Source organism: Alloalcanivorax marinus (assembly GCF_016906305.1).
GTDB lineage: Bacteria > Pseudomonadota > Gammaproteobacteria > Pseudomonadales > Alcanivoracaceae > Alloalcanivorax > Alloalcanivorax marinus.
Map to the genome: position 1 here is coordinate 59128 of NZ_JADDOL010000008.1, position 25707 is coordinate 84834.

The 25707-nt window shown below is 66.9% G+C and carries 27 protein-coding genes; 10 read left to right on the forward strand and 17 right to left on the reverse strand.

Going from position 1 to position 25707, the window contains the following annotated elements; translation table 11 throughout:
- Window positions 1-22: 22 nt before the first annotated feature.
- Window positions 23-1492: an NAD-dependent succinate-semialdehyde dehydrogenase gene (locus IM760_RS08855; RefSeq protein WP_239549711.1), complete on the forward strand. Its 1470-nt coding sequence runs from the start codon at window positions 23-25 to the stop codon at window positions 1490-1492.
- Between the two features lie 38 nt (window positions 1493-1530).
- The gene (hpaR, locus tag IM760_RS08860; protein ID WP_204428445.1) at window positions 1531-1959 is read left to right on the forward strand and encodes a homoprotocatechuate degradation operon regulator HpaR; all 429 of its coding nucleotides are present in this window, start codon (window positions 1531-1533) and stop codon (window positions 1957-1959) included.
- On the opposite strand, the gene IM760_RS08865 is transcribed toward hpaR, so the two are convergent.
- Genes IM760_RS08865 through IM760_RS08880 form a run of 4 tightly spaced genes read right to left on the reverse strand, consistent with a single transcriptional unit; the run spans window position 1956 to window position 5416 of the window.
- On the reverse strand, window positions 1956-2693 hold the full coding sequence (locus tag IM760_RS08865) for a TerC family protein (protein ID WP_204428447.1): 738 nt from the start codon (window positions 2691-2693) through the stop codon (window positions 1956-1958). The genes hpaR and IM760_RS08865 overlap by 4 nt on opposite strands.
- Window positions 2694-2746: 53 nt before the next feature.
- Complete coding sequence (locus IM760_RS08870; RefSeq protein ID WP_204428449.1) at window positions 2747-4228, reverse strand: PH domain-containing protein; 1482 nt, start codon at window positions 4226-4228, stop codon at window positions 2747-2749.
- On the reverse strand, window positions 4218-4691 hold the full coding sequence (locus IM760_RS08875; RefSeq protein ID WP_204428451.1) for a PH domain-containing protein: 474 nt from the start codon (window positions 4689-4691) through the stop codon (window positions 4218-4220). Before IM760_RS08875 ends, IM760_RS08870 begins: the two co-directional genes overlap by 11 nt.
- Window positions 4692-4735: 44 nt before the next feature.
- A complete protein-coding gene (locus IM760_RS08880; RefSeq protein WP_204428452.1) occupies window positions 4736-5416 on the reverse strand; it encodes a hypothetical protein in 681 nt (226 codons plus the stop codon).
- Window positions 5417-5876: 460 nt separating this feature from the next.
- Here IM760_RS08880 and acnA point away from each other — a divergent pair, with 460 nt between their 5' ends.
- Together acnA and IM760_RS08890 are read left to right on the forward strand one after the other, a co-directional pair.
- Window positions 5877-8624 (forward strand): aconitate hydratase AcnA, encoded by a 2748-nt coding sequence (gene acnA, locus IM760_RS08885; protein WP_204428453.1) that lies wholly within the window; start codon window positions 5877-5879, stop codon window positions 8622-8624.
- 283 nt (window positions 8625-8907) lie between these two features.
- Entirely contained in the window at window positions 8908-9465 is a 558-nt protein-coding gene (locus IM760_RS08890) for a hypothetical protein (RefSeq protein ID WP_204428454.1), read from the forward strand.
- Here the strand turns inward: IM760_RS08890 and IM760_RS08895 are convergent.
- The gene (locus IM760_RS08895; protein WP_204428455.1) at window positions 9447-10346 is read right to left on the reverse strand and encodes a LysR substrate-binding domain-containing protein; all 900 of its coding nucleotides are present in this window, start codon (window positions 10344-10346) and stop codon (window positions 9447-9449) included. The genes IM760_RS08890 and IM760_RS08895 overlap by 19 nt on opposite strands.
- A 91-nt stretch (window positions 10347-10437) precedes the next feature.
- On the opposite strand from IM760_RS08895, the gene IM760_RS08900 reads away from it, so the two are divergent.
- On the forward strand, window positions 10438-11466 hold the full coding sequence (locus IM760_RS08900; protein ID WP_204428456.1) for a YeiH family protein: 1029 nt from the start codon (window positions 10438-10440) through the stop codon (window positions 11464-11466).
- Here the strand turns inward: IM760_RS08900 and IM760_RS08905 are convergent.
- A complete protein-coding gene (locus tag IM760_RS08905; RefSeq protein ID WP_204428457.1) occupies window positions 11463-11753 on the reverse strand; it encodes an addiction module antidote protein in 291 nt (96 codons plus the stop codon). The genes IM760_RS08900 and IM760_RS08905 overlap by 4 nt on opposite strands.
- Window positions 11746-12048: a type II toxin-antitoxin system RelE/ParE family toxin gene (locus IM760_RS08910; protein ID WP_204428458.1), complete on the reverse strand. Its 303-nt coding sequence runs from the start codon at window positions 12046-12048 to the stop codon at window positions 11746-11748. Before IM760_RS08910 ends, IM760_RS08905 begins: the two co-directional genes overlap by 8 nt.
- 181 nt (window positions 12049-12229) lie before the next feature.
- Between IM760_RS08910 and IM760_RS08915 the strand changes: the two genes are divergently transcribed.
- Complete coding sequence (locus IM760_RS08915; protein ID WP_204428459.1) at window positions 12230-12532, forward strand: hypothetical protein; 303 nt, start codon at window positions 12230-12232, stop codon at window positions 12530-12532.
- A gap of 84 nt (window positions 12533-12616) precedes the next feature.
- Here IM760_RS08915 and wrbA read toward each other — a convergent pair whose 3' ends face one another.
- Window positions 12617-13216, reverse strand: a complete 600-nt coding sequence (gene wrbA / locus IM760_RS08920; RefSeq protein ID WP_204428461.1) for an NAD(P)H:quinone oxidoreductase — start codon at window positions 13214-13216, stop codon at window positions 12617-12619.
- Window positions 13217-13316: 100 nt separating this feature from the next.
- Complete coding sequence (locus IM760_RS08925; protein ID WP_204428462.1) at window positions 13317-14531, reverse strand: oxygenase MpaB family protein; 1215 nt, start codon at window positions 14529-14531, stop codon at window positions 13317-13319.
- A 94-nt stretch (window positions 14532-14625) separates the two neighbouring features.
- Between IM760_RS08925 and IM760_RS08930 the strand changes: the two genes are divergently transcribed.
- The 4 genes from IM760_RS08930 to IM760_RS08945 all read left to right on the forward strand — a co-directional run bounded on the left by IM760_RS08930 (window position 14626) and on the right by IM760_RS08945 (window position 18012).
- The gene (locus tag IM760_RS08930) at window positions 14626-15234 is read left to right on the forward strand and encodes a TetR/AcrR family transcriptional regulator (RefSeq protein WP_204428463.1); all 609 of its coding nucleotides are present in this window, start codon (window positions 14626-14628) and stop codon (window positions 15232-15234) included.
- The gene (locus IM760_RS08935) at window positions 15231-16223 is read left to right on the forward strand and encodes an AraC family transcriptional regulator ligand-binding domain-containing protein (protein WP_204428464.1); all 993 of its coding nucleotides are present in this window, start codon (window positions 15231-15233) and stop codon (window positions 16221-16223) included. Before IM760_RS08930 ends, IM760_RS08935 begins: the two co-directional genes overlap by 4 nt.
- A gap of 97 nt (window positions 16224-16320) precedes the next feature.
- Entirely contained in the window at window positions 16321-17193 is an 873-nt protein-coding gene (locus IM760_RS08940) for a fatty acid desaturase family protein (protein ID WP_204428465.1), read from the forward strand.
- A 39-nt stretch (window positions 17194-17232) separates the two neighbouring features.
- Window positions 17233-18012 carry an NYN domain-containing protein gene (locus tag IM760_RS08945; protein WP_204428466.1) on the forward strand — a complete coding sequence of 260 codons (780 nt, stop codon included), beginning with the start codon at window positions 17233-17235 and terminating at the stop codon, window positions 18010-18012.
- A gap of 39 nt (window positions 18013-18051) precedes the next feature.
- Here IM760_RS08945 and IM760_RS08950 read toward each other — a convergent pair whose 3' ends face one another.
- The 8 genes from IM760_RS08950 to efpL all read right to left on the reverse strand — a co-directional run bounded on the left by IM760_RS08950 (window position 18052) and on the right by efpL (window position 25673).
- Window positions 18052-19314 (reverse strand): branched-chain amino acid ABC transporter substrate-binding protein, encoded by a 1263-nt coding sequence (locus IM760_RS08950; RefSeq protein WP_239549712.1) that lies wholly within the window; start codon window positions 19312-19314, stop codon window positions 18052-18054.
- Window positions 19315-19417: 103 nt separating this feature from the next.
- On the reverse strand, window positions 19418-20725 hold the full coding sequence (locus tag IM760_RS08955) for a TRAP transporter large permease (protein ID WP_204428467.1): 1308 nt from the start codon (window positions 20723-20725) through the stop codon (window positions 19418-19420).
- Window positions 20722-21216, reverse strand: a complete 495-nt coding sequence (locus IM760_RS08960; RefSeq protein ID WP_204428468.1) for a TRAP transporter small permease — start codon at window positions 21214-21216, stop codon at window positions 20722-20724. The genes IM760_RS08955 and IM760_RS08960 overlap by 4 nt, the downstream gene beginning before the upstream one ends.
- Window positions 21216-22205, reverse strand: a complete 990-nt coding sequence (locus IM760_RS08965) for a TRAP transporter substrate-binding protein (protein ID WP_204428470.1) — start codon at window positions 22203-22205, stop codon at window positions 21216-21218. The genes IM760_RS08960 and IM760_RS08965 overlap by 1 nt, the downstream gene beginning before the upstream one ends.
- Window positions 22206-22230: 25 nt before the next feature.
- Window positions 22231-23073, reverse strand: a complete 843-nt coding sequence (locus IM760_RS08970) for a TRAP transporter TatT component family protein (protein ID WP_239549713.1) — start codon at window positions 23071-23073, stop codon at window positions 22231-22233.
- A 48-nt stretch (window positions 23074-23121) separates the two neighbouring features.
- Complete coding sequence (locus tag IM760_RS08975) at window positions 23122-23961, reverse strand: rhomboid family intramembrane serine protease (protein ID WP_204428474.1); 840 nt, start codon at window positions 23959-23961, stop codon at window positions 23122-23124.
- Window positions 23962-23979: 18 nt separating this feature from the next.
- Entirely contained in the window at window positions 23980-25065 is a 1086-nt protein-coding gene (locus IM760_RS08980; protein ID WP_338021388.1) for an aminopeptidase, read from the reverse strand.
- Window positions 25066-25106: 41 nt separating this feature from the next.
- On the reverse strand, window positions 25107-25673 hold the full coding sequence (gene efpL / locus IM760_RS08985; RefSeq protein WP_204428478.1) for an elongation factor P-like protein EfpL: 567 nt from the start codon (window positions 25671-25673) through the stop codon (window positions 25107-25109).
- Window positions 25674-25707: the final 34 nt, after the last annotated feature.

Here is a 25707-nt window from a genome sequence, read left to right on the forward strand (position 1 = left end):
TGATCGGAACCAAGGAACCTTCATGACCGACTCTCCCCTGGCCCTGGCCGACGCGGGCCTGCTGCGCGCGCAAAGCTACATCGACGGCCACTGGCGGGACGCCGACGGCGGCGCCCGCTTTCCGGTGCGCGACCCGGCGGACCGGAGCCTGATCACCCAGGTGGCGGACGCCGGCGCCACGGACACCGACCGCGCCATCGACGCCGCCGCCCGGGCCCTGCCCGCCTGGCGCCAACGGCCCGCCAAAGAACGCTCGCGGATCCTGCACCGCTGGTTCGACCTGATGCTCCAGCACAAGGAAGACCTGGCGCGGCTGCTCAGCCGCGAACAGGGCAAGCCGCTGGCGGAAAGCCGGGGCGAAATCGACTACGCGGCCGGCTTTATCGAGTGGTTCGCCGAGGAGGCCAAACGCGTCAACGGCGAGCTGCTGGCCGGCGACCGGCCAGGCCGGCGGCTGGTCACGCTCAAGCAGCCGGTGGGCGTGGTAGCGGCCATCACCCCCTGGAACTTCCCCTGCGCCATGGTCACCCGCAAGGCGGGCCCGGCCCTGGCGGCGGGCTGCACCCTGGTGCTCAAGCCGGATCCGGAAACGCCGCTGTCGGCGCTGGCCCTGGCCGAGCTGGCCCGGCGCGCCGGCCTGCCCGCCGGGGTGTTCAACGTGGTGCCCGGCCGCGACGCCGCCGCCATCGGCGCCCGCCTCACCGGCGACCCGAGGGTGCGCAAGCTGTCGTTCACCGGCTCCACGGCGGTGGGCAAACGGCTGATGGCGCAATGTGCGGACACGGTGAAGAAGCTGAGCCTGGAGCTGGGTGGCAACGCCCCTTTCATCGTGTTCGACGACGCCAACCTGGACGCCGCCGTTGAAGGCGCCCTGGCCTCGAAGTTCCGCAACAGCGGCCAGACCTGCGTGTGCACCAACCGTTTTCTGGTCCAGGACGGCATCCACGATGCCTTCTGCGAGAAACTGGCGCGGGCGGTGGAGGCGTTGAAGGTGGGCCCCGCCGGCGACGAGCACGCTCGGCAGGGCCCGTTGATCCACGCCGGCGCCCTCGACAAGGTGCAAACGCACGTGGATGACGCCCTGGCGGGCGGCGCCCGGCTGTTGTGCGGCGGCGGCCCCCATGCGTTGGGCGGCGGCTTCTTTCAGCCCACCGTGCTCAGCGGTGTCACCCCGGCCATGCGCGTGGCCCGGGAGGAGACCTTCGGCCCCCTGGCGCCGGTGTTCCGCTTCCACGACGAGGCCGAGGCGCTGGCCCTGGCCAACGACACGCCCTCCGGGCTGGCCGCCTATGTGTACAGCGGCGATCTCGGGCGTGCCTGGCGGCTGGCGGAGGCGCTGGAATATGGCATGGTCGGCGTCAACGAAGGTATCATCTCCACCGAACTGGCCCCCTTCGGCGGCATCAAGGAATCCGGGCTGGGCCGCGAAGGCTCCCGCCACGGTATCGATGACTATCTGGAACTGAAATACCTGTGCGTGGCGGATCCGTAAACCTTCACCGCGCCGCATCCGAGGAGCACCCCGACCGCATGGCCAAACCCACGCCTTCTTTGACCGTGGCCCTGCTTCAGGCCCGCGAGGCCGCCATGGGCTTTTTCCGTCCCCTGCTCAACGAGCACGGCCTTACCGAGCAGCAATGGCGCGTGATCCGCATCCTCAAGGAGGTCCCGGACCACCAGTTGGAGAGCCGCGAACTGGCGGAAATCGCCTGTATCCTGCGTCCCAGCCTCACCGGCGTGCTGGTGCGTCTGGAGAAAACCGGCTACGTGAAACGCTGGAAGCCCGCTAATGACCAGCGCCGGCTGTGCGTGGCCCTGACCGAGGCCGGCCATCGCCTGTTCGATACCATGAGCGGCGATATGCACAAGCAATACCGCCGCATCAAACGCCAGCTCGGCGCCGACAACTACAAGACCCTGATGACGCTGCTCGAACAATTGCAGCGCGTGGAACCCTAGGGTTTGCTCACACTGCTTTTGCGTTTGGCGCGCACGCGCAGGTTGAGCATCTCCACGCCGAAGCTGAACGCCATGGCGAAGTAGATATAGCCCTTGGGAATGTGGAATTCCAGGCCGTCGGCGATCAGCGCGGTGCCCACCAGCACCAGGAACGACAACGCCAGCATCTTGAGGGTCGGGTGCTCGGTGATGAAGCGGCCGATGGCGTTGGCGAAGGCCATCATGAAGCCCACCGCGATGATCACCGCGATCACCATCACCTCGATGTGGTTGGCCATGCCCACGGCGGTGATCACCGAGTCCAGCGAGAACACCATGTCGAGCACGGCGATCTGAATCAGGATCGCGATGAACGACGCCCCCGCCTTGGGCTTGGCCAGCTCCGGCTGCTCATCGGCGTCCTCGATGGAGTGGTGGATTTCCAGCACCGACTTCGCCAGCAGGAACAGGCCGCCAAGGAGCAAAACCAGATCACGCCCGGAAATGCCCTGCCCCAGCACGGTGAACAAATCCGCGGTGAGCTTGGTGAGCCAGGCCAGGGAGGCCAGCAGCAGCAACCGCATCACCATGGCCATGGACAGCCCGATAAAGCGGGCCTTGGGGCGCTGCTTCTCCGGCAGCCGGTCCACCAGGATGGACAAAAAGATAATGTTGTCGATGCCCAGTACGATCTCCAGGGCGGTCAGGGTGGCCAGGGCAATCCAGGCCTCCGGCGAGGTCATCCATTCCAGCATTTCGGGTCTCCGTTAAGGCCGCCGGGCCCGGTGGCGCGGCGGCGTCGTGAAATTTACACCAGTGCCCGGGCCAGACGCGCGGCCACGTCGCGATCCAGGTAGCCCAGCCGCACCCGCCGCTTGGTCAGGCCGCCACCGGCGGTGTCCACCTCCAGGGCGGTCATGCGGTAGCGGCGGTCGAACGGGGAGCGGGTCAGGCGCACGGTCTGGATGCGGTTGCGCGGCACCACCGCCAGTCGCCGCCACAGCCAGCCACGATGAAACAGCAACAGGTCCGGGGTCAGCGCCCAGCGCGTATAGCGGGCGTACAAGTGGCCGTGCAGCAAAGCCACCGGCAGCCCGGCGGGCAGCACCGCCAGGCCCGGCCAGCCCCACCACCACAGCGCCGGCGGCAGACTCAGCAGCGCCCAGCACCACAGCCAAAGGCGGGTGAGCCGGTAGCGGGTGCGCGCCGACAGCGGCCGCCATTGCGGCTCGCGGCGAGCCAGCCCGGGCAAGGCCCGGTCGATCAACGCCGGGGCCCGGTCCGCCGGGCAGATCGGCGCCAGCGGTCGGGCACCGTCGCCACGATCCGTGTCGCCGGCCCCGCCGGCCAGGTCCACCTGCAGAGCCACGCGGCCGAACAGGCGGTGCAGCGGCGTGGCCAGCTGGTGTACCACCTGCACCCGCGCCAGCCTCAGTGTCACCGCATGGCGGGTAAAGAGCCCGTGGCGGGCACGCAGGTCGCCCCCGGCCTGTTCCAGCACATAGCCGTGGTAGCGGACCAGGGCGCTGAGCACGGACAGCGCCTTGCCCACCAGCAGCACGCCGATCACGGTGCCCACCACCAGCAGCACCTTGAGCATCAGGCCCAGCTCGCTCACATAGCGCAGGCCGGCGTCCCGCAACGCCGGGCCCACCAGCCGTTCCAGCAGGTCCACCCCCAGCACCTGGATCAGGGAGCCGAGCACCGCGCCCAGCCAGAACAGATTGCGGTTATCGATCAGGCCCATGCGGATCAGTTCGCCCGGCGGCAGCCGCAGTAGCACCTCGGTCTCCGCGGCGGGCGGCGCGTCGCCCGCCTCCGCGCCGGCGTCCGCCTCCAAGGCCCGGCGGCGGGCGAATACCGCCTCGCTGAGGCGCGCCGCCTGCGCCAGCGACAGTACCCGCAGCGTGGCCTCGGCGCCGCCGCCGCTGGAGGTCTCCACCTTCACATCGGCCACGCCCAGCAGGCGGTGCAGCGGATTGCGCCGGGTGTCCAGGTTTTCGATGCGGCGGTAATCGATCTGCCGCAGGTTGCGGAAGATCAGACCTTCGCGGATCACCAGCCCGTCCGGACCGGTGTCGTAGCGGTACACCCATTGGTGCCAGAGCCCGGCCAGCGGGCCGATCAGGATCAGCGGCAGCAGCGCCCACAGGCCGCCGCCCCACTCGGCGCCCAGCGCCAGGGCGGCCAGGGCGGGCAGCGCCGCGCCCAGCCCGCCGGAGAGGTAAAACACCCAGCTGAGCGGATGCAGGCGCTGTTCGGGAATCGGATGGCCGTCTTCATACCGCATCGCCGTCGCCCTCATCGAGCAGCTGGCGGCGCAGCGCCCGCGCCCGGTCGTCGGCGAGTCCCGGCAGGCTGTTGACGGTGAAGCGGCTGCCGGCGGTGTAGAGTCTCAGGGTGGCGACGCCGAAGGCGCGCTGCAGCGGGCCCTGGCTGATGTCGGAGTGCTGAACACGCACCCGCGGCACGATGATACGGTGGCGCCACAGAATGCCGTGCTCGATGGTCAGGCCGTGCTCGTCCAGGCGGTAGCGCAGGCGGGCGTGGGCCTTCGCGGGCAGCCACAGGGCCAGCCCCGCCGCCACCGCCAGCAGCCCGCCCACCAGGGCGAGCACCGGCCCCAGCCAGGCACCACCGGCCAACAGCGGCACCGTCACCCCCACCATCACCAGGGCGGCCACCGCCACCCCGGCCAGGGCCTGCAGGCGCCAGACCGCTACCGTGCCCCGGTCCACCGATTGAAACCCCATGCGTGCGTCCCCGTCGCCGTCGCGAAAGGGCCCATTACAGCGGATTATTGATCGCCCGCCAATTGCTCCCGGCGCAGGGACTCCATCATCTTGCGCAGACGGCGGCGGTCCAGGCGGCCGGCCATGCGGCGGCTGTCCCAGGTGGCCGGCACCAGACGGTGTCCGTTCTCGACATGCTCGATCAGAAAGCGGCGTTCCACGCCGATGGGCATATCGTCGGACCCGTAGATGGCGAGCACCTGGATGGTCAGCGACTTGAGCCGTACCGGCTCGTCCTCGTCGTCACCGCGTTCCAGGCGCTGGTCACGCAGGGTGCGACGGATCACTTCCTGGAAGGAACCGATGTGCAGGAAGTCGCCGGAGTTCAGCGGGCCCTGGCGGGTGCTCTCGCTCAAGGGCGTGGAAGGGCTGTCGCGCTGGTCTTTTTGCTCGTCGCCCTGCTCGTACTCCTGCTCCAGCTCGGTGACGTCTTCCAGCACGGTGCCTTCACTGGTTTCCAGGCGCGCCAGAATGTGTTCCACGAACACCGCTTCGGCGCTCATGTTGCTGATGATGCACAGGGCGTTCAGGTCCCGGTGCTTGCCCCGGTTGATGACGATGCGCGGGCGCACCTGCCGGCGATAGCCGCTGTACAGCAGCTGGGCATAGACCAGCCAGATCAGCAGCGTGCCGAAGCTGATCAGGACGCTGAGCACCTTGTTATGCTCTTGAATCCATTCGTACATGACATTTCCTTTGTTCTTTGCAAGGCGCGCAGCCTAGGGTCTGTTCACACTACTTGCATTACGCCTGTTGTGGCTAAAAGCCCACCCATCAAGGCACGAGGAGAGAAATTTGGTGACTCCAAATGAACGACGAGTAACGCGGAGGGGTGGGTTTTTAGCCACAACCCGAAGGGCTGGCGCCCTTTTGGCCTCCAGCGTCGTTGTCGGTCACTTATTTGGAATGACCAAACCGCGCTCCCTCCGCCTAGCTGGAGACCAAAATGACATCCAGCAGGCGTGATGCAAGTAGTGTGAACAGACCCTAACGCTCCGATCACGGCGTTTTTGCGAAATGGTGTAAAACTCGCGGCCCCGCACCGGCCGTTTCATGTGCCGGCCACAAGGGCGTACTATCATGGGGTAATCCCCCAAGCGAACGACTTTCGCCAACGAAGATTTCGCCAACGTAAGGAGGTGCGCAGTGACACGGATTGGCCAGGACACCCTGAACAGCGCCAAGACCCTGGACGTGAGCGGCAAGACCTATCATTACTACGATCTCAATGCCGTCGCCGAAAAGGGCTGGGGTGATCTCAGCAAGCTCCCCTTCACCCTCAAAGTGCTTCTCGAAAACCTGCTCCGCCACGAAGACGGCGACACGGTCACCACCGAGGACATCGAGGCCCTGGTGCGATGGCCGGAGAAGCGTTCCTCCGACCGTGAAATCAACTACCGCCCCGCCCGCGTACTGATGCAGGACTTCACCGGCGTGCCCGGCGTGGTGGATCTGGCGGCCATGCGCGACGCCATCGCCAAGGCCGGCGGCGACCCGCAGCGGATCAATCCGCTAGCGCCGGTGGATCTGGTCATCGACCACTCGGTGATGGTGGACAAGTTCGGCAACGCCCAGGCGTTCGAGCAGAACGTGGAAAAGGAATACGAGCGCAACAAGGAGCGCTACCAGTTCCTGCGCTGGGGCCAGAAAGCGTTCGACAATTTCCGCGTGGTGCCGCCGGGCACCGGCATCTGTCACCAGGTGAACCTGGAGTATCTGGGTCGCGGCGTCTGGTCCAGCGAGGCCGACGGCAAAACCTTCGCCTATCCGGACACCCTGGTGGGCACCGACTCCCACACCACCATGATCAACGGCCTGGGCGTGCTCGGCTGGGGCGTGGGCGGCATCGAGGCGGAGGCGGCCATGCTCGGCCAGCCGGTGGCGATGCTGATCCCCGAGGTGGTCGGGTTCAAGATGACCGGCAAGCTGCGTGAAGGCGTCACCGCCACCGACCTGGTGCTGACCGTCACCGAGATGCTGCGCGAGCGCGGCGTGGTCGGCAAATTCGTGGAATTCTTCGGCGAGGGTCTGGCGGATCTGAGCCTGGCGGACCGCGCCACCATGGGCAACATGTCCCCGGAATTCGGTTCCACCTGCGCGTTCTTCCCCATCGACGAACGCACCATCGAATACCTGGAACTCACCGGCCGGCCCAAGGAGGCCATCGAGCTGGTGGAGGCTTACTGCAAACAGCAGGGCCTGTGGCGTTACCCGGACACCCCGGAACCGGCCTTCAGCGATACCCTGGAGCTCGATCTCGGCGAGGTGGTGCCCAGCCTGGCCGGCCCCAAACGGCCCCAGGACCGGGTGCCGATGACCGGCGTGAAGCGCGCCATCATCGACGTGATCACCAAGGAACTGAAACTCGACGATGGCGAGATCAGCAAACTGGAAGGCGAAGGCGGCCAGACCGCGGTGGGCAACAAGGAACCCACCAGCGGCGTGGAAGTGACCCTGGACGGCGAAACCTTCCACCTGGACCACGGCGACGTGGTGATCGCCGCCATCACCTCCTGCACCAACACCTCCAACCCCAGCGTGATGCTGGCCGCCGGTCTGATGGCCAAGAAAGCGGTGGAGAAAGGTCTGAACCGCAAGCCCTGGGTGAAAACCTCCCTGGCACCGGGCTCCAAGGTGGTCACCGACTATCTGAACAAGGCCGGCCTGCAGGAGTACCTGGACAAGATCGGCTACGACCTGGTGGGCTACGGTTGCACCACCTGCATCGGCAACTCCGGCCCGCTGCCGGACGAGATCGACAAGGCCATCGCCGAGGGCGACCTGGTGGTGGCGTCGGTGCTGTCGGGCAACCGTAACTTCGAGGGCCGCATTCACCAGAGCGTGCGCACCAACTGGCTGGCCTCGCCGCCGCTGGTGGTGGCCTACGCCCTGGCCGGCACCGTCAAGATCAATCTGGAGAAGGAACCGCTGGGCCAGGACCAGGACGGCAACGACGTCTTCCTCAAGGACATCTGGCCGTCCGGCAAGGAAATCCAGGACGCTCTGGTGGCGGTGGACACCGAGATGTTCAGCAAGGAATACGCCAGCGTGTTCGACGGCGACGAAATCTGGCGGAGCCTGCCGATTCCGGAGTCCAAGACCTACGAGTGGGACGAGCACTCCACCTACATCCAGAACCCGCCGTTCTTCGAAGGCCTGACCGAACAGGTGGACGACGTTCAGCCGGTGAAGAACGCCCGTATCCTGGCGCTGCTGGGTGATTCCATCACCACCGACCACATCTCGCCGGCCGGCGCCATCAAGGCCGACAGCCCCGCCGGGCATTACCTGCAAGGCCACGACGTGGAGCCCATCGACTTCAACTCCTACGGCTCCCGGCGCGGCAACCACGAAGTGATGATGCGCGGCACCTTCGCCAACATCCGCATCCGTAACGAGATGACCCCGGACATCGAAGGGGGCTACACCAGGCACCTGCCCGGTGGCGAGGAAATGCCGATCTACGGCGCCGCCATGCGTTATCAGCACGACGGCGTGGACACCGTGGTGGTGGCCGGCAAGGAGTACGGCACCGGCTCCAGCCGTGACTGGGCCGCCAAGGGCACCCGTCTGCTCGGCGTGCGCGCGGTGATCGCGGAGAGCTACGAGCGGATCCACCGCTCCAACCTGATCGGCATGGGCGTACTGCCGCTGCAGTTCCCGGAAGGCACCACCCGCAAGACCCTGAACCTGGACGGTACCGAGGAAGTGGACATCCCCAATCTGGGCAACGACCTGAAACCGGGCCAGGAGATCGAGGTGGTGTTCCGCAAGCAGGACGGCAAGGAAAGCACGGTGAAGGCCATCAGCCGCCTGGACACCGGCGCCGAGGTCACCTACTTCAAGAACGGTGGCATCCTGCATTACGTGCTGCGCCAGATGATGAAGAGCTGATCGCAACGCCATGGACGAGGGGCGCTTCGGCGCCCCTTTTTTTTGCCTGCCTTCGCTGGCCTCGGCCGCCGCATAGTTGCGTTTACAGCAAGCCACGCTCTGATTCCGCAAATAGTTTTGTTTTCCCGAGGACTTTTTAAGACGATCAAAATCGTGAGAAAAGACCGCTCTTTCTTTGTATATAGAGCAGGAACGGTCTTTCACGGGGTCGCTTTGCCTTAATAGCCCTGATTCCAATTATTGCATAAAAGCAATAACAGCAATCAGGACGGAAGACGGAGCCATGACGGATCCCGTGAGACGAACGCCCCACGTGCATTCCTTTTTGTACATTTATCGCAACCACAGCGGCGAGTTCTGGTGGTGTGCCGTGCCCTATCTGGACCGGCACGGGCGGCGCCACCAGCGGCGGCGTTCATTCCGTGATCGCCGTTACGGCAGCCGCGTGGCCGCTCTGCACGAGGCCCGGCGTTGGCGCGACGCGGCCCTGGACGACCCGGCGGTGCGGGCCGCCATGGGTGACCGGCGCCCGCTGATGCTGTACGCCGGCGATGATGGGGAAGCCCCGGAGGGCGGCAATCCCTTCGGGCTGGTGGGCGTCACCGTGACGTTCCGGGACAAGCCACTGGGCGGCAATTTTTCGGTGACCGCCAACCGGGGCCGCAAGAAATGGTTTTCCATGCGTCGCTATGGGGGCTACGGCGCCTTCAAACGGGCCGTCATCCAGCGCTGTCAGTGGGTCGGCGTGCCGGTGCCGGACGAGGAGGAGTTGCGGGGCCGCTATGACCGTTGGGCGGAACGCAATCGCGAGGTGTTGCGCCGCTACGGTCTGGAACCCTGAGGCGCGCCGGACGGGGATTGTCGTTCCAGCAACAGCGCCAGCAAGGCGCGCTCGCCGGCGCCCTGCTCCCGTTGCCGATGACGCAACAGATAGAGCGGTCTGCGCAAACGCTCGCCGTCGCCGGGCAGACTGACCAGACGGCCGTCCCGCAGCGCCGAGGCGGCGGCCACCTCGCTCACATAGCCCACCCCGGCACCGGCCAGCACCGCCTGACGTACCGCCTCGCCGGCGCCCAGTTGCATGATCCGCTCGGCGGGCGGAAACGCCCCGCCCAGGCGTGCCTCGATCACCGCCCGGGTGCCGGACCCGGGTTCGCGCATCACCCAGGGCCAGCGTGCCGCCGGTTGCCCGGTCAGCCGGGCCGCCAGGGCGGGCGACGCCACCCGTACCAGGGTATCGTCACGCCAGGCGCGCACTTCCAGCTGCCGATGCGACACCGGCCCCTCCACCAGCGCCATGTCCGTATCCAGGGCCAGCAGGCGCTCCACCGCGCGCCGGGTATTGATCACTTCCAGGCGCACCGTCGCCCGCGGATGGCGCTGGCGGAACGTGGCCAGCAACGGCGGCAGGTAGTAATTGCCCAGGGTATGGGTGGCGGCCAGGGTGACCTCCAGGGTGCTCTCCCGGAACAGGGTCTCGCACCGGGAGACCTGCTCCAGCAACGCCCGGGCTTCCGGCAGCAAACGTCGCCCCGCGCCATTGAGGCGCAGGCCCCGCCCGACCCGGTCGAACAGGCGTTCGCCCAGGCGTTCTTCCAGCTGGCCCAGGCCCTGGCTGACCGCGGGCTGGGTCAGCGCCACCTGGCGCGCGGCGGCGGCCACGCTGCCGGTGTCCGCCACCGCCAGAAACAGGCGCCATTGGCGCAAGGTCGTCTCATTCATAATTTTATTTTAGTTATATCTTTATAATTATTAAATATATTTATCCTCTTCCCGCCGCCATAGTGGCTCCGAATCCATCACGGAGCCCGTCATGCTTACGCTCGCCCTGCCCCGTCGTTCCGATTGGCCGTTCCTCGCCCTGGTCGTGGCCTGTGGTGTCGGCGGCCAGGCCCTGGCCCACACGCCGCTGGCCGGGCGGTGGGGGTTGGGCGCCCTGGCCCTGGCGTTGCTGGTGGGTCTGGTGGTGGTCCAGCCGCTGCCGGCGCCCTGGCGGCAGCGCGCCCGGCCCGCCGTGGCGTTGTTCAAGGGGCCGGTGCTGAAAACCGCCATCGTGCTGTATGGCCTGCGCATTCCGCTGGACGCGGTGGCGCAACTGGGGCCCGCGGTGTGGGTGCTGGACGCCGCCCAGATCCTGGTCAGCTTGCTGCTGGCCGGCTGGCTCGGGCCGCGCCTGTTCGGCATGCCCCGCCATGCCGCCCTGTTGATCGGCGCCGGCAACGGTATCTGCGGCGCGGCGGCGGTGCTCGCCGCGGAACCGGTACTGCGTGGCCGCGACCGGGACGGCGCCATGGCGGTGGCCGCGGTGGTGGTGTTCGGCACCCTGAACATGCTGCTGCTGCCGGTGCTGTTCCGCCATTGGCCCACGTTGTTCGGCGACCCGGCGGCCTTCGCGCTGTTCACCGGGGCCACCGTCCAGGAAGTGGCCCAGGTACTGGTGGCCGCCCAGGCCATGTCACCGGCGCTGGTGGACACCGCCCTGCTGGTCAAGATGGCGCGGGTAATGATGCTGGCCCCGGCACTGATGCTGTTGGCCGTGGCGGTGCGCGGCGGCCCGGACGCCGGCGAGGCCGGCCCGAAGCTGCCGGTGCCGCCGTTTGCGCTCTGGTTCGTGCTGGCGATGGTCGTCAACGGCCTGGGGCTGATTCCCGACGCCCTGCGCCCCGCCCTGGCCGGCGTGGACGACCTGCTGCTGACCCTGGCCATGGCCGGCCTGGGCCTGAGCACCCACCTGGGTCTGTTGCGCCAGGCCGGCTGGCGGCCGCTGGCGCTGGGCGCGCTGCTGTGGGCGTCGATCCTGGCGGTGGCCGGCACTGCGCTGGCCGCCGGCTGGGTGACTTAACGGCGTCGTTCAACCAGGCTGATCTCCACGCCCAGCTCCTTGAGCACCGCCAGCACCGTTTTCAGGGTGGGGTTGCCGCGCTCGCTCAATGAGCGATAGAGCTGCTCCCGGGACAGCCCGGTCTCCCGGGCCAGGCCGGACATGCCCCGGGCCCGCGCCACCACCCCCATGGCTCGCGCGATATAGCCGGCATCGTCGGTGGCCAGCGCCTCGTTGATAAACGCCGCGGCGGCCGCCGGATCCGCCAGTTGCTCGGCGGGATCGAACGGCAAAAAACGCTCAGTCATTTTCACATCTCCAATCGCGCAGGATGCGCTCGGCACGGGTGATGTCCCGTTGCTGCGCCCCTTTGTGACCGCCGCAAAGCAACAGAATCAAGGTGTCGCCGCCACGGTAAAAGTAAACCCGGTAGCCGGGCCCCTGGTGCAGACGCAGCTCTCGAACTTCCGGCCCCACCCACTTCGTATCCACCGGCAGGCCTTCACTGAGCCGGTGGATCGCCGATACCAACCGGCCCTTGCCCACCGGATCGCGCAAACGCGTGAGCCAGCGATGGAAGTGCCGGGACTGTATTACTCTCATGCTGTCGTCCTTAAACTACATGAAGTTTATAAACCACACAAGTGGCAGAAGCCACTCCCCCAGCCTGGCCTCCAGCCTCCACCGCCGGTATCGGACATCGACCAGCCCGGCTGTCAGCCATCGGCTAGCCGGCCTGTCACGGCGGACGTTAGACTGCGGGTTTGAATGGCAAGGAGCGGGCGTGATGGGGGTATCCGGAAACGGCTGGCCGGTATGGGTGTGCCTTCTGTGGCTGTGCACCGGGGTGGCCGGCGCGTCATCAGGCGATGGCTCTTCGTCCGCGCCCGGCGCGGCGCCCGCCGTGGAAGCCGATCCGCCGGTGGAGGCCGTGCGTCGCGAGCAGCGCGCGTTGCGGGAGCGGGCGGAGGCGCTGCGTCAGCGGCAGGCGGACAACGATGCGCTGATGGAACGGCAGGACGCGCAACTGCGCGCCCTGGAACAGCGCCTCCGGCAGTTGCGGGAGGGGCGCGAAACGGCGCGCTGACGCGCGGACAAAAAAAACCGCCCGGGGGACGGGCGGATCAAGGGGTAAGAATCAGCGTGTTTGTTGCGGTAAAGCCGGGTTTTCCTAAAGCTTCGCGGTGACCTTGGCCACCTGCTCGCCCTGGTAACGGGCCAGGGACAATTCCTTCTCGCTGGGCTGGCGGCTGCCGTCCGGGCCGGCCAGGGTGCCGGCCCCGTAGGGGGACGCGCCGTGGGCTTCGCTGATGTCCATCTGCGCCTGGTCCGGGTCGGCATAGCCCAGCGGCACCAGCAGGAAGCCGTGGTGCGCCAGCGTCAGCCAGGTGGACACGATGGTGGTTTCCTTGCCACCGCCGGTGCCGGTGGAGGTGAACACACTGGCCACCTTGCCGGCCAGGGCGCCCTTGGCCCACAGGCCGCCGGTCTGGTCCCAGAAAGTACGCATCTGGCCGCTCATGTTGCCGAAGCGGGTGGGCGTGCCGACGATCACCGCGTCGTAATCCTTGAGCTCACCGGGGCTGGCCTCCGGGGCTTTCTGATCGGTCTTGCCGCCGGCCGCCTTGAAGGCGTCCTCGGGCATGGTTTCGGGCACCCGTTTGATGGTCACTTCCACGCCATCCACGGCACGGGCCCCCTCGGCCACGGCGTCCGCCAGTGACTCGATATGTCCGTACATGGAGTAATACAGCACCAGAATCCGTTTCATTGCGTTCTTCCTCTCCATCGTCTGCGGCAGAGTCTGAGACCTTACCGATAACGACGACGTGAAGGCACCACGGTGAGCCGTACGGATTGATCGAATTCTTTTATAGGTCCGGCCGCACCAGGCCCCGTTCCTGATCGCCGAACAGGTGCCCCAGGGCGGCGTTCTGCACCCGCCGCCCCCTCCGCTGCTGCCAGTGGCCCAGGCCCGGCAGGTAATGCAGGGCCACATGGCCGGTAAAGCGCGGCACCAGCGTCACCAGCGGGAACCAGGGGCGGACGTCATCCGGCAGGCCCAGCTGGCGCATTTTCTCCCGGTTCAGAAAGTAGCGGGTGATGCTCAGGTGGCGCCGATAGGCCCAGCGCCGCCGTAGCGCCGGCAGACGCCGGAAATGCTGCGACAGGGGCTCCCGGGACAGGGCCCGCCCCAGTTCCCGGCTGGTCCAGTCCGGGCGGCTCTGGGTCATCATGGCCCGGTGGAGCAGGACGATGCCGTCGCGCTCCCGGTCCACCAGCCAGCGCTGGTCCACCCCCATCAGCCAGCCGGCGTATTTCCACAGGTGCATCACCGCCCGGGATTCCCGCGCCGTCACCGGAATGCCCATCTTGCGCAGCCCGCCCAGCATCACCACGCAGAACCCCAGGTAGGTGGCGGCCATGTCCACCTGATTGAGCGGCAGGCCCCAACGGGCGTGGTCCCATTCATCGCGCCGATCCAGGTTGCGCCGCACCAGGCCGTGCACCATGCGCACATGCAGGGTCCCCCGGTAGCCCTCCCCGCCAGGCAGCAGCCCGCCTTCCTCGGTGCAGTCGATCCACCATTTGCCGGTTTCCGCCACCCGCCGGGCGGTGCCCTGGCTGAGCGCGCCGGTCAGCACCAGGGACTGGTTGAACCCGGACAGCAGATAGCCGCCCATCAGCGCCAGATCCCGCAGCACATAGGGCGCCGTCCGGCCGGTGGATTGGATGAAGCGGGCGCCCTCGTCCACCAGCGCCGGGTCCAGCCAGGCCGGCGCCGTCACCTGGTCCATGAACGTTCTCAGTGGTGCCGGACAGTCCGGCACCGCGTCCACGCCCTCGCGCACCGCGGTTTCGAACAGCGGCCGCGCCCGGGCCGGGCCGCAGGCGTACATCCAGTCGATCAGGGCGTCCATGGCCGGGTCACCCGCCCACAGGTCGTCCAGCGCCGCCTGGTACTCGTCGCGGCTGGGCGCCAGCTCCCGGCCCAGCAGCCGGCGCAGCCAGGCCGGCGTGGGGGTGGCGGTCTTCTCGAACGGCCGCGCCCGGGTGGGGGCGGTGGCGGGGGCCGGTGCGTTCATGGGGTTCTCCTGTAGCCGCTTGCCGGGGACACTTGCTCAGGGGCGAACGTTAATGCGAATATCCATTCGCATTCAATTCGCGTTTTGAGGTCCCATGCGAAAACAGCCCCAGCAGAAGCGCTCCCGGGAGATGGTCCGGGCCCTGGTGGACGCCACCGGCCTGTGCATTCAGCGCCACGGTCTGGACGACACCACCACGGCGCGCATCGCCGAGCAGGCCGGGGTCAGCGTGGGGTCCCTGTATCAGTATTTCGGCGACAAGAGCGCCCTGATCGAGGCGCTGATGGACCGGCTGGCGGAGGACATCGCCGGCGGCCTGCGGCGGCTGCCGCTGATGGCGGTGAACGACCTGAACGAGATGGTGCACCGCTCCATCCGGTTCGGTTTTTCGGTGCTGCGCTCCCGGGACGGCCTCTATCTGGAACTGGTGCGCAACTGGCACCGGCTGCCCACCCACCGCATGGTGGATCTGCTGCAGCAGCACTTCATGGAGCTGTCGCGGCTGTATTTCCTGCGCCACTATCGGGACTACCCCATCGAGAACCTGGAGGTACGCGTGTTCATCGTCACCAACAGCGTGCTGTTCACCATGGTGCGCCATGTCAGCCAGGGCGATGTGATCGGCGAGGAGGCGCTGGCCCGGGAGCTGACCCGCATGGTGGCCGGCTACCTGGCCGAACCGCCGGAGACGGCGGCGCCGTGAGCCCGGACCTGGCGCTGACCTATTGCCGCATGATCGCCCAGACCCTGGAGCTGGACGACGCCGGCCTGACCACCCTGCTGGAGGGCACCGGCGTCGACGCGGTCGCCCTGCAACGGGGCGAAGGCTTTATCGATTGGCCCGGCGCGCGCCGGCTGATCGCCAACGCCCTGGCGCTGTCGCCACGGCCGGATCTGGCCCTGCGCACCGGCCTGCGCGCCCTGCCCGCCATGCACGGGCCCATGGGCATGGCGGCCATGGCCAGCGCCACCCTGCGCGACGCCATGGGGCTGTTCGCGCGCTTCAACAATACCCGCACCCGGGTGTTCAGCACCCACCTGCGGGAAGACCGGCAAGCCATCACCCTGCGCCTGGACTTCATCGAGCCCGGGGACTACGCGGTGCGGTTTCTCACCGAATCCGCTCTGGCCTCCGCCTTCGCCTGTCACATCGTGCTGCGCGGGCGCCCCATCGAGGACGGCGCCGTGCATTTCAACTATCCGCCGCCGGAGTACGCGGCCCTTTACCGGGAAGCCTTCGCCGGCATCCGCGTGGTGTTCGACGCGCCCGCCGTGGCCCTGACCCTGCCGGCCCACTACGGCGACGAGCCGGTGCCCAGCCACGACCGGGAGCTGCTGTGGATGGCGGTGCGTCAGTGCGAGGCCCGCCAGGAAGCGCTGCGCCGGCACGGCTCGCTCAGTGACCAGGTGCTGACGCGCCTGCGCGGCGAGCCGGAGCCGGGCCTGGACGCGGTGGCCGAGGCCCTGCACATCAGCCCGCGCACGCTGATCCGCCGGCTGAAGGCCGAGGGCACCCGCTTCCAGGCCCTGCGCGACCGCACCCGGGCGCAACGGGCCGCCGAGCTGCTGGGCCTGCCCCATTACACCGTGGCGGCGGTGGCCCGGGAGCTGGGCTATACCGACGTGGCCAGCTTCCGGCGCGCGTTCCGCCGCTGGTACGGCACCCGGCCCCGGGACTTCCGCCGCCCCTGAGCTGTCACTTTTTATCCCCCTGTTGGCAATTTCCATGTCTGCCCGTCGGCAGCGTCCTGGTAAACACTGTGTGCACGTAACGAGGCGGAGACCCGTGATGCACAGCGACGCGACCGAGATCCTGGAGAAACAAAAGCTGGCCCGGCTGAGGGTATCGCCCACCCTGGCCTGGCCCACGGTGGCGATCCTGGTCGGCAGCGTCGGTACCATCGCCGCCAGCTGGGTGCTGACCATGAACCAGCTGTGGCCCCTGTGGGTGGGCATGGTGGTCAACGGCGTGGCCGGCTACGCCCTGTTCACCCCGGCCCACGAGGCCATCCACCGCTGCGCCGCGCGCAGCCCGAAAGTCAACGACTGGCTGCTGGCGGCGGCCACTTTCGTGGCGGTGCCCTTCGGCCGGGGCCGGTTGTTCCGGCTGCTGCACATGCGCCACCACCGCTTCGCCAACGAGGAGAACGACCCGGACCACTGGATGGCCCGCAGCCTGTGGACCTGGCCGCTGTGGGGCCTGTGGCCGTATTTCTATGTGGTCTACTTTCTGCGTGACCCGGGCCGGCTGCCGGGCCTGAAAGTGTCCGAGGTGGTCCGGGAAATGCTGGTGGCCGGCGCCATCATCGCCGCCCTCTGGGTATGGGCGCCGTTCTATATGCTCACGCTGTGGCTGATTCCCACTTATCTGGCGTTCTTTCTCATGTGTCTGGTGTTCATGGTGCTGCCGCACTACCCGCACACCGGCCGCCAGGACCAGAACCCGAACCATACCGCTCTGATGCGCATGGGGCGGGAAACCTGGCTGACGCCGTTGCTCATGTATCAGAACTACCACCTGATGCATCACCTCTACCCGACCATCCCGTTCTATCGCTACGGCAAGGCGTGGAAAGCCCGGGAGAATTACCACCGGACGCACTCCGCCGAGATGATCGTCGGGCCCTTCGACCTGGGTCCGCGTACCCGCGCGGGGGGATGACTGGTAAAGTGGGTCGGATTCCATTGCAAGGAACCGATCATGGCCAACCCAAACGACGCCCTGCGGCAACTGGCGGTACTGATCGACGCCGACAACGCGGCGCCGGCCATCGTCGAGGGGCTGTTCGAGGAAATCGCCAAGTACGGCACCGCCACCGTGAAGCGCATTTACGGCGACTGGACCAAACCCAACCTGGGCGGTTGGAAGCAGGTGCTGCTGGATTACTCGATCCAGCCGGTGCAGCAGTTCGCCTACACCACCGGCAAGAACGCCACCGACAGTTCGCTGATCATCGATGCCATGGACCTGCTCTATACCCGGGCCCTGGATGGCTTCTGCCTGGTCAGCAGCGACAGTGATTTTACCCGCCTGGCCGCGCGGCTGCGGGAAGGCGGGCTGATGGTCTACGGCTTCGGCGAGCGCAAAACGCCCAAGCCCCTGGTGGCCGCCTGCGACAAGTTCATCTACACGGAAATCCTGCGCGCCGACCACGACGGCGGCGAAGCCGCCGGTAGCGACGGCAAGCCCGCCGGTAAGGAACAGGCCGCCGCCGGCGGCAACCAGGAAAAACCGCCTTTGAAGCTGATCACCCGGGTGATCGACGACATCGCCGACGAGGAAGACTGGGTGCACCTGGGCGCGCTCGGGCAGAACATCAACAAGCGCAACCCGGCCTTCGACACCCGCCTCTACGGTTTCAAGAAGCTCAGCGACCTGCTGCGCGCCTACCCGAAGCAGTTCGAGGTGGCGCCGGTGGGCGGCGGCAACAACGCCCTGCGGGTCAAGAACGTGCGCAAGAACGGCGGCAAGGGCGGCTAGCGCCGGGCGCCGGCATCGCGGCGCCGGCGCCCCGCCGGTTCAGTCCCGCCGGGGGCGACGCATCCTGCAGGTGGTCGGCATGGCCACCTCCGCGGCGGGAATCAGCGCCACCTTGGCGAAGTTGTAGTCGGTGCCCTCGGCGCCGTAGGGCATGTCGCCCTTCATCACCGACAACACCATCGGCTGCTGCACCTGATGGTCTTCCTTGCGCATGGTGTAGGTGCCGGTGTCCATGTCCACGGACAGTCCCTCCATGGCGAACGCGATCTTCACCGGGTCCACGCTTTGCACCTGGTCGGCGGCCTTCTTGAGCATCTCCATCATCGTGGTCAGACGCGGATAGAACAGGAAATAATCCCAGTCGGTTTGTTCATACATGTCTTTCTGGCGCTGGCCGATTTCCGGATCCTCTGTGTCGCCGTAGTAGGCGTAGATCTGATAGATGTGATCAACGCCGCGTTCGCCAACCTGGGTCACGGTGCCGGGACTGCCGGCGTAATAGGTCAGGAACGGCGCGTCCACGCCGAAGTCCGCCAGGGTCTTGGCCAGCAGCACCATGTCCTGACCCCAGTTGCCGCTGATAATGGCATCGGCGCCGGAGGCCTTGATCTTGGTGGCGTAGGGCGTGAAGTCCTTGACCTTGGCCAGGGGGTGGAAGTCATTGCCCACGATTTCGATGTCCGGGCGTTTTTCCTTCAGCATGTCCCGCGCCATCTGTGATACCGAATGGCCGAAGCTGTAATCCTGGTTGATCAGATACACCTTCTTGATGTCCTTCTGACCTTGAATCCAGTTGGTCAGGGCGTTCATCTTCATGTCGGAACCGGCATCGAAGCGGAAATGCCAGAACGAGCAGCGTTCATTGGTGAGCACCGGATCCACCGCGCCGTGGTTCAGATACAGCATTTCCTCACCGGGGTTGCGGCGGTTGTGCTTGTCGATGGCGGAGATCAGCGCCGAGCCCACCGAGGAACCGTTGCCCTGCACGATATAGCGGATGCCGTCGTCCGCCGCCTTCTGCAGTTGCACCAGGCTTTCCTGGGGGCTGACTTTATTGTCCAGCCCGACGATGCGGAACGGATGGCCGTTCATGCCGCCTTCCGCGTTCAGGCGTTCCGCCTCGAATTTCATGTGCGCCACCAACGGCAGCCCGACGCCGGCCATGGGGCCGGTCAGGGGATCGATAATGGCGATGGTGACCGGCTCCTTATCGGCGGGCGCGGCCTGGGTGGTGGCACTGAACAGGAAGGAAAAACAAAGGACGGCGGCCGTGGCGTTGCACAGCATTTTCTTCGCGAACATGGTTCTCTCCCGAATTGTTATTTTATCGATTAAAACCACATACCCGGCAGTATGTGCACAGGAGAAACGCCGTGTCCAGTCACCCCGTGACGGGGTGACCGGTTCAGCGCACCAGCCAGAGGCTGAGAGCGGGAATATAGGTGATCGCCAGCAGCGCCACGATCAGCACCAGCATGAAGGGGATGGTGGCCGCGAACAGCTCGGTGATGGACTTGCGGAACCGGTAGCTGGCGATGAACAGATTCATGCCCACCGGCGGCGTGATGTAACCAATCTGCATGTTGGCCACGAAGATAATGCCCAGATGCACCGGATCGATGCCATAGCGCAGCGCCACCGGCAGAATCAGCGGCACCATGATCACCAGGGCGGCGAAGATATCCAGCAGCGCGCCCAGCACCAGCAGCAGGATATTAAGCAGAATCAGAAAGGCGATTTTGCTGTGCACGTGCGTCTGGATGAACTGGAACAACCGCTCGGGCACCTCGGCGTACACCAGGTAATCGGCGAACGCCTGGGCCACCGCCAGGATCAGCAGAATACCGCCCACCATCACCATCGCCTCGCGGGTGATGCCGGGCAGCCGGCGCAGCGGAATCTCCCGGTACAGCCACACTTCCACGATCAATACGTAAAGCGCGGTGACCGCCGCCGCCTCGCTGACCACCAGAAAACCGGAGAAGACCCCGCCCAGCACCACCAGGGGCAACGGCAGTTCCCAGCGCGCGTCCCACAGAGCGGCGCGCAGTTCCGCGCCGCTGAACGGCTGGCGCGGCACCGCGGTGGCGGCGTTGGCGTCACCGGCGCGGGTGGCCCACAGGCAGTACAGATACAGCAGCACCACCATCAGCAGGGCCGGCCCCACGCCGGCCAGATACAGGTCGACGATCTCCACCGGCGGCATGGCCAGTTGTTGAGACAGTTGCTGGGCGATGATGCCGTAGATCAGCAGCGGCACCGACGGCACCAGCAGCAGCCCCAGGCTGCCGGATGAGGTCACCAGCCCCAGGCTGAAGCGCTGCGGGTAGCCGGCTTTCACCAGCGCCGGCAGCAGCAGCGCGCCCAGCGCCACGATGGTGACGCCGGAGCCGCCGGTCAGCGCGGTGAAGAAGGCACAGGCCACCAGCGCCACGAAGGCCATGCCGCCGGGCATCCAGCCAAAGGCGGCCTGGCTGAGCCGCATCAGCCGGTCGGCGGTACGCGATTCGCTGAGCAGAAAGCCGGCGAAAGTGAACAACGGCAGCGCCATCAGCACCACCGAGTCCGCCAGCTGATAGATGTCGATGTGCAGCACCGCCAGCGGCGACCCCAGCGCGTAGAAGCCCAGGGCGGCGGCGCCCAGCAGCACCGCGAACAGCGGCGCGCCCAGCAGCGCCAGCAATACCAACACCAAGGCGCCGATCAGGATCATGGCGTGGGCTCCCGCATGCGCGGCCGCCGGCCCACCAGCCCCAGACCGAACAGAATCAGATAACGCAGGGCGATCACGCCGAAGCCCAGCGGGATCACCGACTGCAGCAGCCAGCTGGGAATACCGGCGAAGGCGGCGCCGCCGAACTGACGCTCCTCGATGACGAAGCCCAGGCCGTACCAAGCGGTGAGCAGACAGATGCCGGCGGTGAACAGATCCACCAGACCGGTGATCCAGGGCAGCAGCCGCTCGGGCAGAAAATTGGCGGCCAGGTCGATGCGGATGTGCTCGTCCTTGCGCGAGGCGATCATGGCGCCGAGCAGGCCGATCCACAGCACCGCGTTGCGCAGCAACGGGTCCGCCCACACCAGGCTGGTGCCGGCCAGGTTACGCAGCACGATCTGCGCCACCGCCAGCCCCACCATCATCAAGACGATAAGGACGATCAGGCCGTCCTCGAAGCGGTGGATCCAGCCGAGCAGACGACGCATCAGGAACCGCTGTTCCGGTACGCCTCAAGAATCGTGTGCAGCCGGTCGAGCATGCCCTGGCTGAGCTGCCCGTCCTCCACCAGTTGCTGCGTGGCCTTGTCGGCATAGCGCTTCCACTCGGCGCGCTGCGCTTCGCTGGGGCTGACCAGCTCCAGGCCCTGGTTCTGGATCGCCTGAAAGGCGTCCTTGTTCTGCGCCCGGCTCTGCGCGTCGATTTTGTCGAAGGCGCCTTCCAGCACCCGGCGCACCACTTTCTGGTCGGCTTCGGAAAGCCGGCTGAAGTGGCGCTTCTCGATGGCCAGCAGCCCGTAGGTGTAGAGCAACGGCAGATCGGTGATGTAATTGACCCGGGAATACCACTGCAGCGTCAGGGCCGCCACCGGCGGCGCCGCGAAGGCGTCGATGGCGCCGGTCTGCAGGGAGGTGAGCACGCCGCCGATATTCAGCACGATGGGCGACAGATTCAGCGTGGCGGCGGCGTTGGCGGAGGCGCTGTCGCCGGAGGGCAGCCACAGTTTCTGAGCGCGCAGGTCGTCCAGGCTGCGCACCGGCTGACCGGACATGATGTAGGCGAACCCACCGTCCACCAGCCCGAAACTGACCCAGCCGTTGTCTTCCAGGCCCTGCTTGATCAGCGGGTCCAGCTGCTCGCGGGCGGCGTCCACTTCCGCGTAGTTATTGAAGGTGAGCGGCACGTTGAGAATCTGGCTGTCCCTATAATAGCGGGCGAACGCGCCACCCTGGGCCATCTGCCCGTGCAACTGACCGACGCGGATCTTGCGCTGCACCGCCTGGTCGTCGCCCATCACGCCGCCCGGATAGATCTTCAGGGATACCCGCCCGTCGGTGTCCTGCTCGATGGTGTCGCCGGCCTGTTTGAGCGCCTTGACCACGGCGGTGCCGTCCGGATACAGGGTGGAGATCTTCAGGGTGGTGGCGAGGGCCAGCATGGGCATCAGGGCCAGTAAGGCCACGGCGGTTCTCAGCATGGTTTTCTCCTGGTGCTTGGAAGCACTAAAAATACTCATCGGCGCTGTCCAGCAACCGGCGCGCCTCGCGCTTGGCGTAGGCATTCTGCAAGGTGAGGTCGGGCACGTCCACGTCGGCGTCCAGCACCCGGCGCAGCTGCTCGTCGTGAAGATCCCGGTCGAACACCAGCCGCGCGTAGTACTCGGCATAGAGCACCCGGGCCAGCAGGTTGTCGCCGTCGGACAACTCGATGGCGCGCTGGAAGGCGTCCCGGGCGGCGTCCGGCTGGCCACCCAGACTGGCCGGCAGCAGGCTGTTGAGCACGCCCAGGTACATGTAGGCCTGGCCGTACTGGTAATCCTCGTCGAGCGCCACCACCCGCTCCATCAGCAGGCGCACCCGGGACAGTTCCGCCACCGCGTTCCAATCGTCGGCATGGGTCTGGATGTAACCGGCCCAGGCGCCCCCCAGAGTGAACAGCACCGGCACATCGCCGGTGTCGGCCTCCGCCAGCAGGCTTTCAAAGGCGGGCACGTCCATCTTCCGGGCCCGGCAGTAGTCGTCCTGATGCACGCAGGCGGCACGCAGGGCGTAGTCCAGCGCCCGGGCGTTGAGACGGGCGGCGCGGGCCTCGTCGTCCACGAACAGACCCGCATAGGCACCGTACAGATCGGCGCCGGTGAGCAGCAGGGATTGGCGTTCCGGCCAGTTCACGATCAGGCCGTCGATCATCAGCAGGTAGCTGGGCAGGCCGGCTTCCACCGTGGCCAGGTCACCGTTCTGGCGCACGCCCTGCCCCAGGCTGTCACCGACCCGGGCCAGGCCGCAGCCCTGCAGCATCAGCACCAGGCCGACCATGGCCACCAGGGCTCTTGTTCGTTGCTTCAAACGTCTCTCCATCCGTTCAGCCGCGCCTTTTTTTGCCGCGCCCTTTTTTTAACCGCGATAGTAGCGCATGCGCCGGTACAAACCGACCAGCGCGCCGATCGCCGCGCCGCTCAGCAGACCGGTGAGGTGGGCGGTATTGGCGACGATGCCGGACAATCCCACGTAGCAGATCACCAGCCAGGCCAGCATCAATAGCACAATCTCACGGCGCAACTGATACCCCGCCGCCGGGTTGACCTTGCCATACAGCCATAGATAGCCGAGCAGCCCGTAGACCACGCCGGACAGCCCGCCGAAACGCGGACCGGTGTCCAGGTACTGGGCGAAATTGGACACCGCGGCCACCACCAGGGTGAGCCACAGCAATTGAAAGCTGGACTGGAAACGCTCGATCAGGCGCCCCAGATCGCACCACCACAGCAGGTTGAAAATGATGTGCAGCGCGGAGAAGTGCAACAGCATCGGGGTGAGCAGGCGCCAGGGCTGGCTCACCAGGATCCGCGGCTGGTCCGGGAACATCAGCGCCTCATAGAGCACCGGACCGATCACATAGGGCGAGAGGAAGATCAGCGCGCAGGCGATCAGCCCGGTGCGCGTCACCGGCCCCAGGCTGGCGAACCAGCCACCGCCGGTAAACACCTTCTCGCGGGGCAGGCCGGTGACCGGCTCGCTGGCCCGCCAGGCGTCGTCCTGCCAGCGGCGACCGGCCGGGTCCGCCAGGAAGTCCCGGGCCAGTTCGCGGGCCTCCTCGAGGCGGGCCGGGTCGGTCAAAAACAGGGTGTACTCGCCCTGCCCCTCTTCCAGGCGGGTGTGGATGCCGCGCCGGGCCAGCACATCGGCCAGACGTTTCGCCACGGCGGCGTTGTTGATGCGTACCAGTTCAAGCATGCGTGTCCTCGTCGTGCCTCAGCCCCGATCGCGGGCCAGGGCCTCCACCCGCTCCCAGAAACAGGGCCATTGCCCGCCGCAGCTTAGCAGTATTTTCTGGAAGGTCCCCACCAGACCGTAATAATCATGGACCCCGTTGAGCCGGGCGTTGTTCAGATCGCCCTGGAAAAAGCCGGCGTAGGCGTCCAGCCCGGGCACCTTCTCCGCGCGGGCCCGGACATCCCGCCGCAGGGCCTCGATGCGCGCCGCCTTGGCCGCCGCCATGGTCGCCTCGTCCAGGTCGCCGGCATACAGCCGGGCCAGGTCGTCCCGAGCCTCGCCCACCAGCGCCAGGAAGGCGTCGCGGGCCCGGTCCCGCTGGCGCCACCAGGCCAGATCCACCTTCAGGTCGTGGTGGGCCAGATAGCGCAGAGTGCCTTCCCGGGCCACCATGGTGGCCAGGGATTCGTTGAAGCGGGTGTCGTCACGGATGTACAGCCGCCGATGGACCAGTTCGTGCAGCACCAGCTCCACCAGCGACGGGCCGGAACGGTCGATCATCGGCGTGGTCAGCGGGTCCTCGAACCAGCCCAGGGTGGAATAGGCGATGGCGCCGCCCACGTCCGTGTCCCAGCCCGCCCTGGCCAGCCTGTCGGCCTCGGCGCGGGCCGCCTCTTCGCGAAAATAGCCCCGGTAGCTCAGGCACCCCACCAGCGGATAACACCAGGTTTTCGGCGTCAGCGAGAAACGGGGCGCCGCCTGCACGTTCCAGACCACCGCGTCGCGATCCAGCGGCACATAGGTGCGGTAGACGTCCTCCGCCGGCAAGGCCAGTTCCCGGCCGGCGAACTCCAGCACGTCGCCGGCCAGCAGCAGCTGCCGGCGCACCGGCGCCGGCGTGGCCGGGTCGGCCACCACCCGCGCCACCGGCTGGCGCTGGTGCATCAGGCTGAAATGGCCCTTGATGGCCTGGCCGTAATAGCCGACCTGACAGCCGGACAGCAGCAGATACAGGATGCAGGCTGCAGGATACAGCGCGAGGCGCGGGCCGAAACCAGCGAAAGCACCTTGCCCCGCGCCGCCGACCCTGCAAGCGCGGGCACGGCTTTGGGGGCGGCATGGCACGCTCCGCGCTGTATCCTGCATCCTGAATCCTGTATCCGTCATCACGCCCGGGACATGAATTTCCGTTCCGCGGTGTTGATCTTCACCTTCTCGCCTTCCTGCAGGTATTCCGGCACCTGCACCACCAGCCCGGTTTCCAGGGTGGCGGGCTTGGTGCGGGCGCTGGCCGAGGCGGCCTTCATGGCCGGGGCGGTTTCGGTGATGGTCAGCACCACCGACGCGGGCAGCTCCAGGCCGATCACCGCCTCGCCCACCCGCAGCGCCACCACGCCGTCGCCCTGCTCGGTGATGAACGGCAGTTCGTCGGCGATGTCCTCGCCCTTGAGCGGGTACTGGGAGAAGTCCTCGTCGTCCATGAACACGTAGTCGTCGCCGTCCACATAGGAAAAGTGCACCGGCCGGCGCTGCAGCGACACCGTGGTCACGTCCTCGTCGCCCTTGTAGCGCTCCTCGAACTTGGAACCGCCGCCCACCTGCTGGGCGCGCACCCGGTACAGGGTGGCGGCGCCCCGCGCGGAGGGCGACTGCACGTCGATCTGGCGGATCACGAACAGGCCGCCGTTGTGTTCGATCACATCGGATTTCTTCAATTCGCTGGCACGGGTCACGGACCATCCTCATGCGGGGAAAGGGCGGCCATAT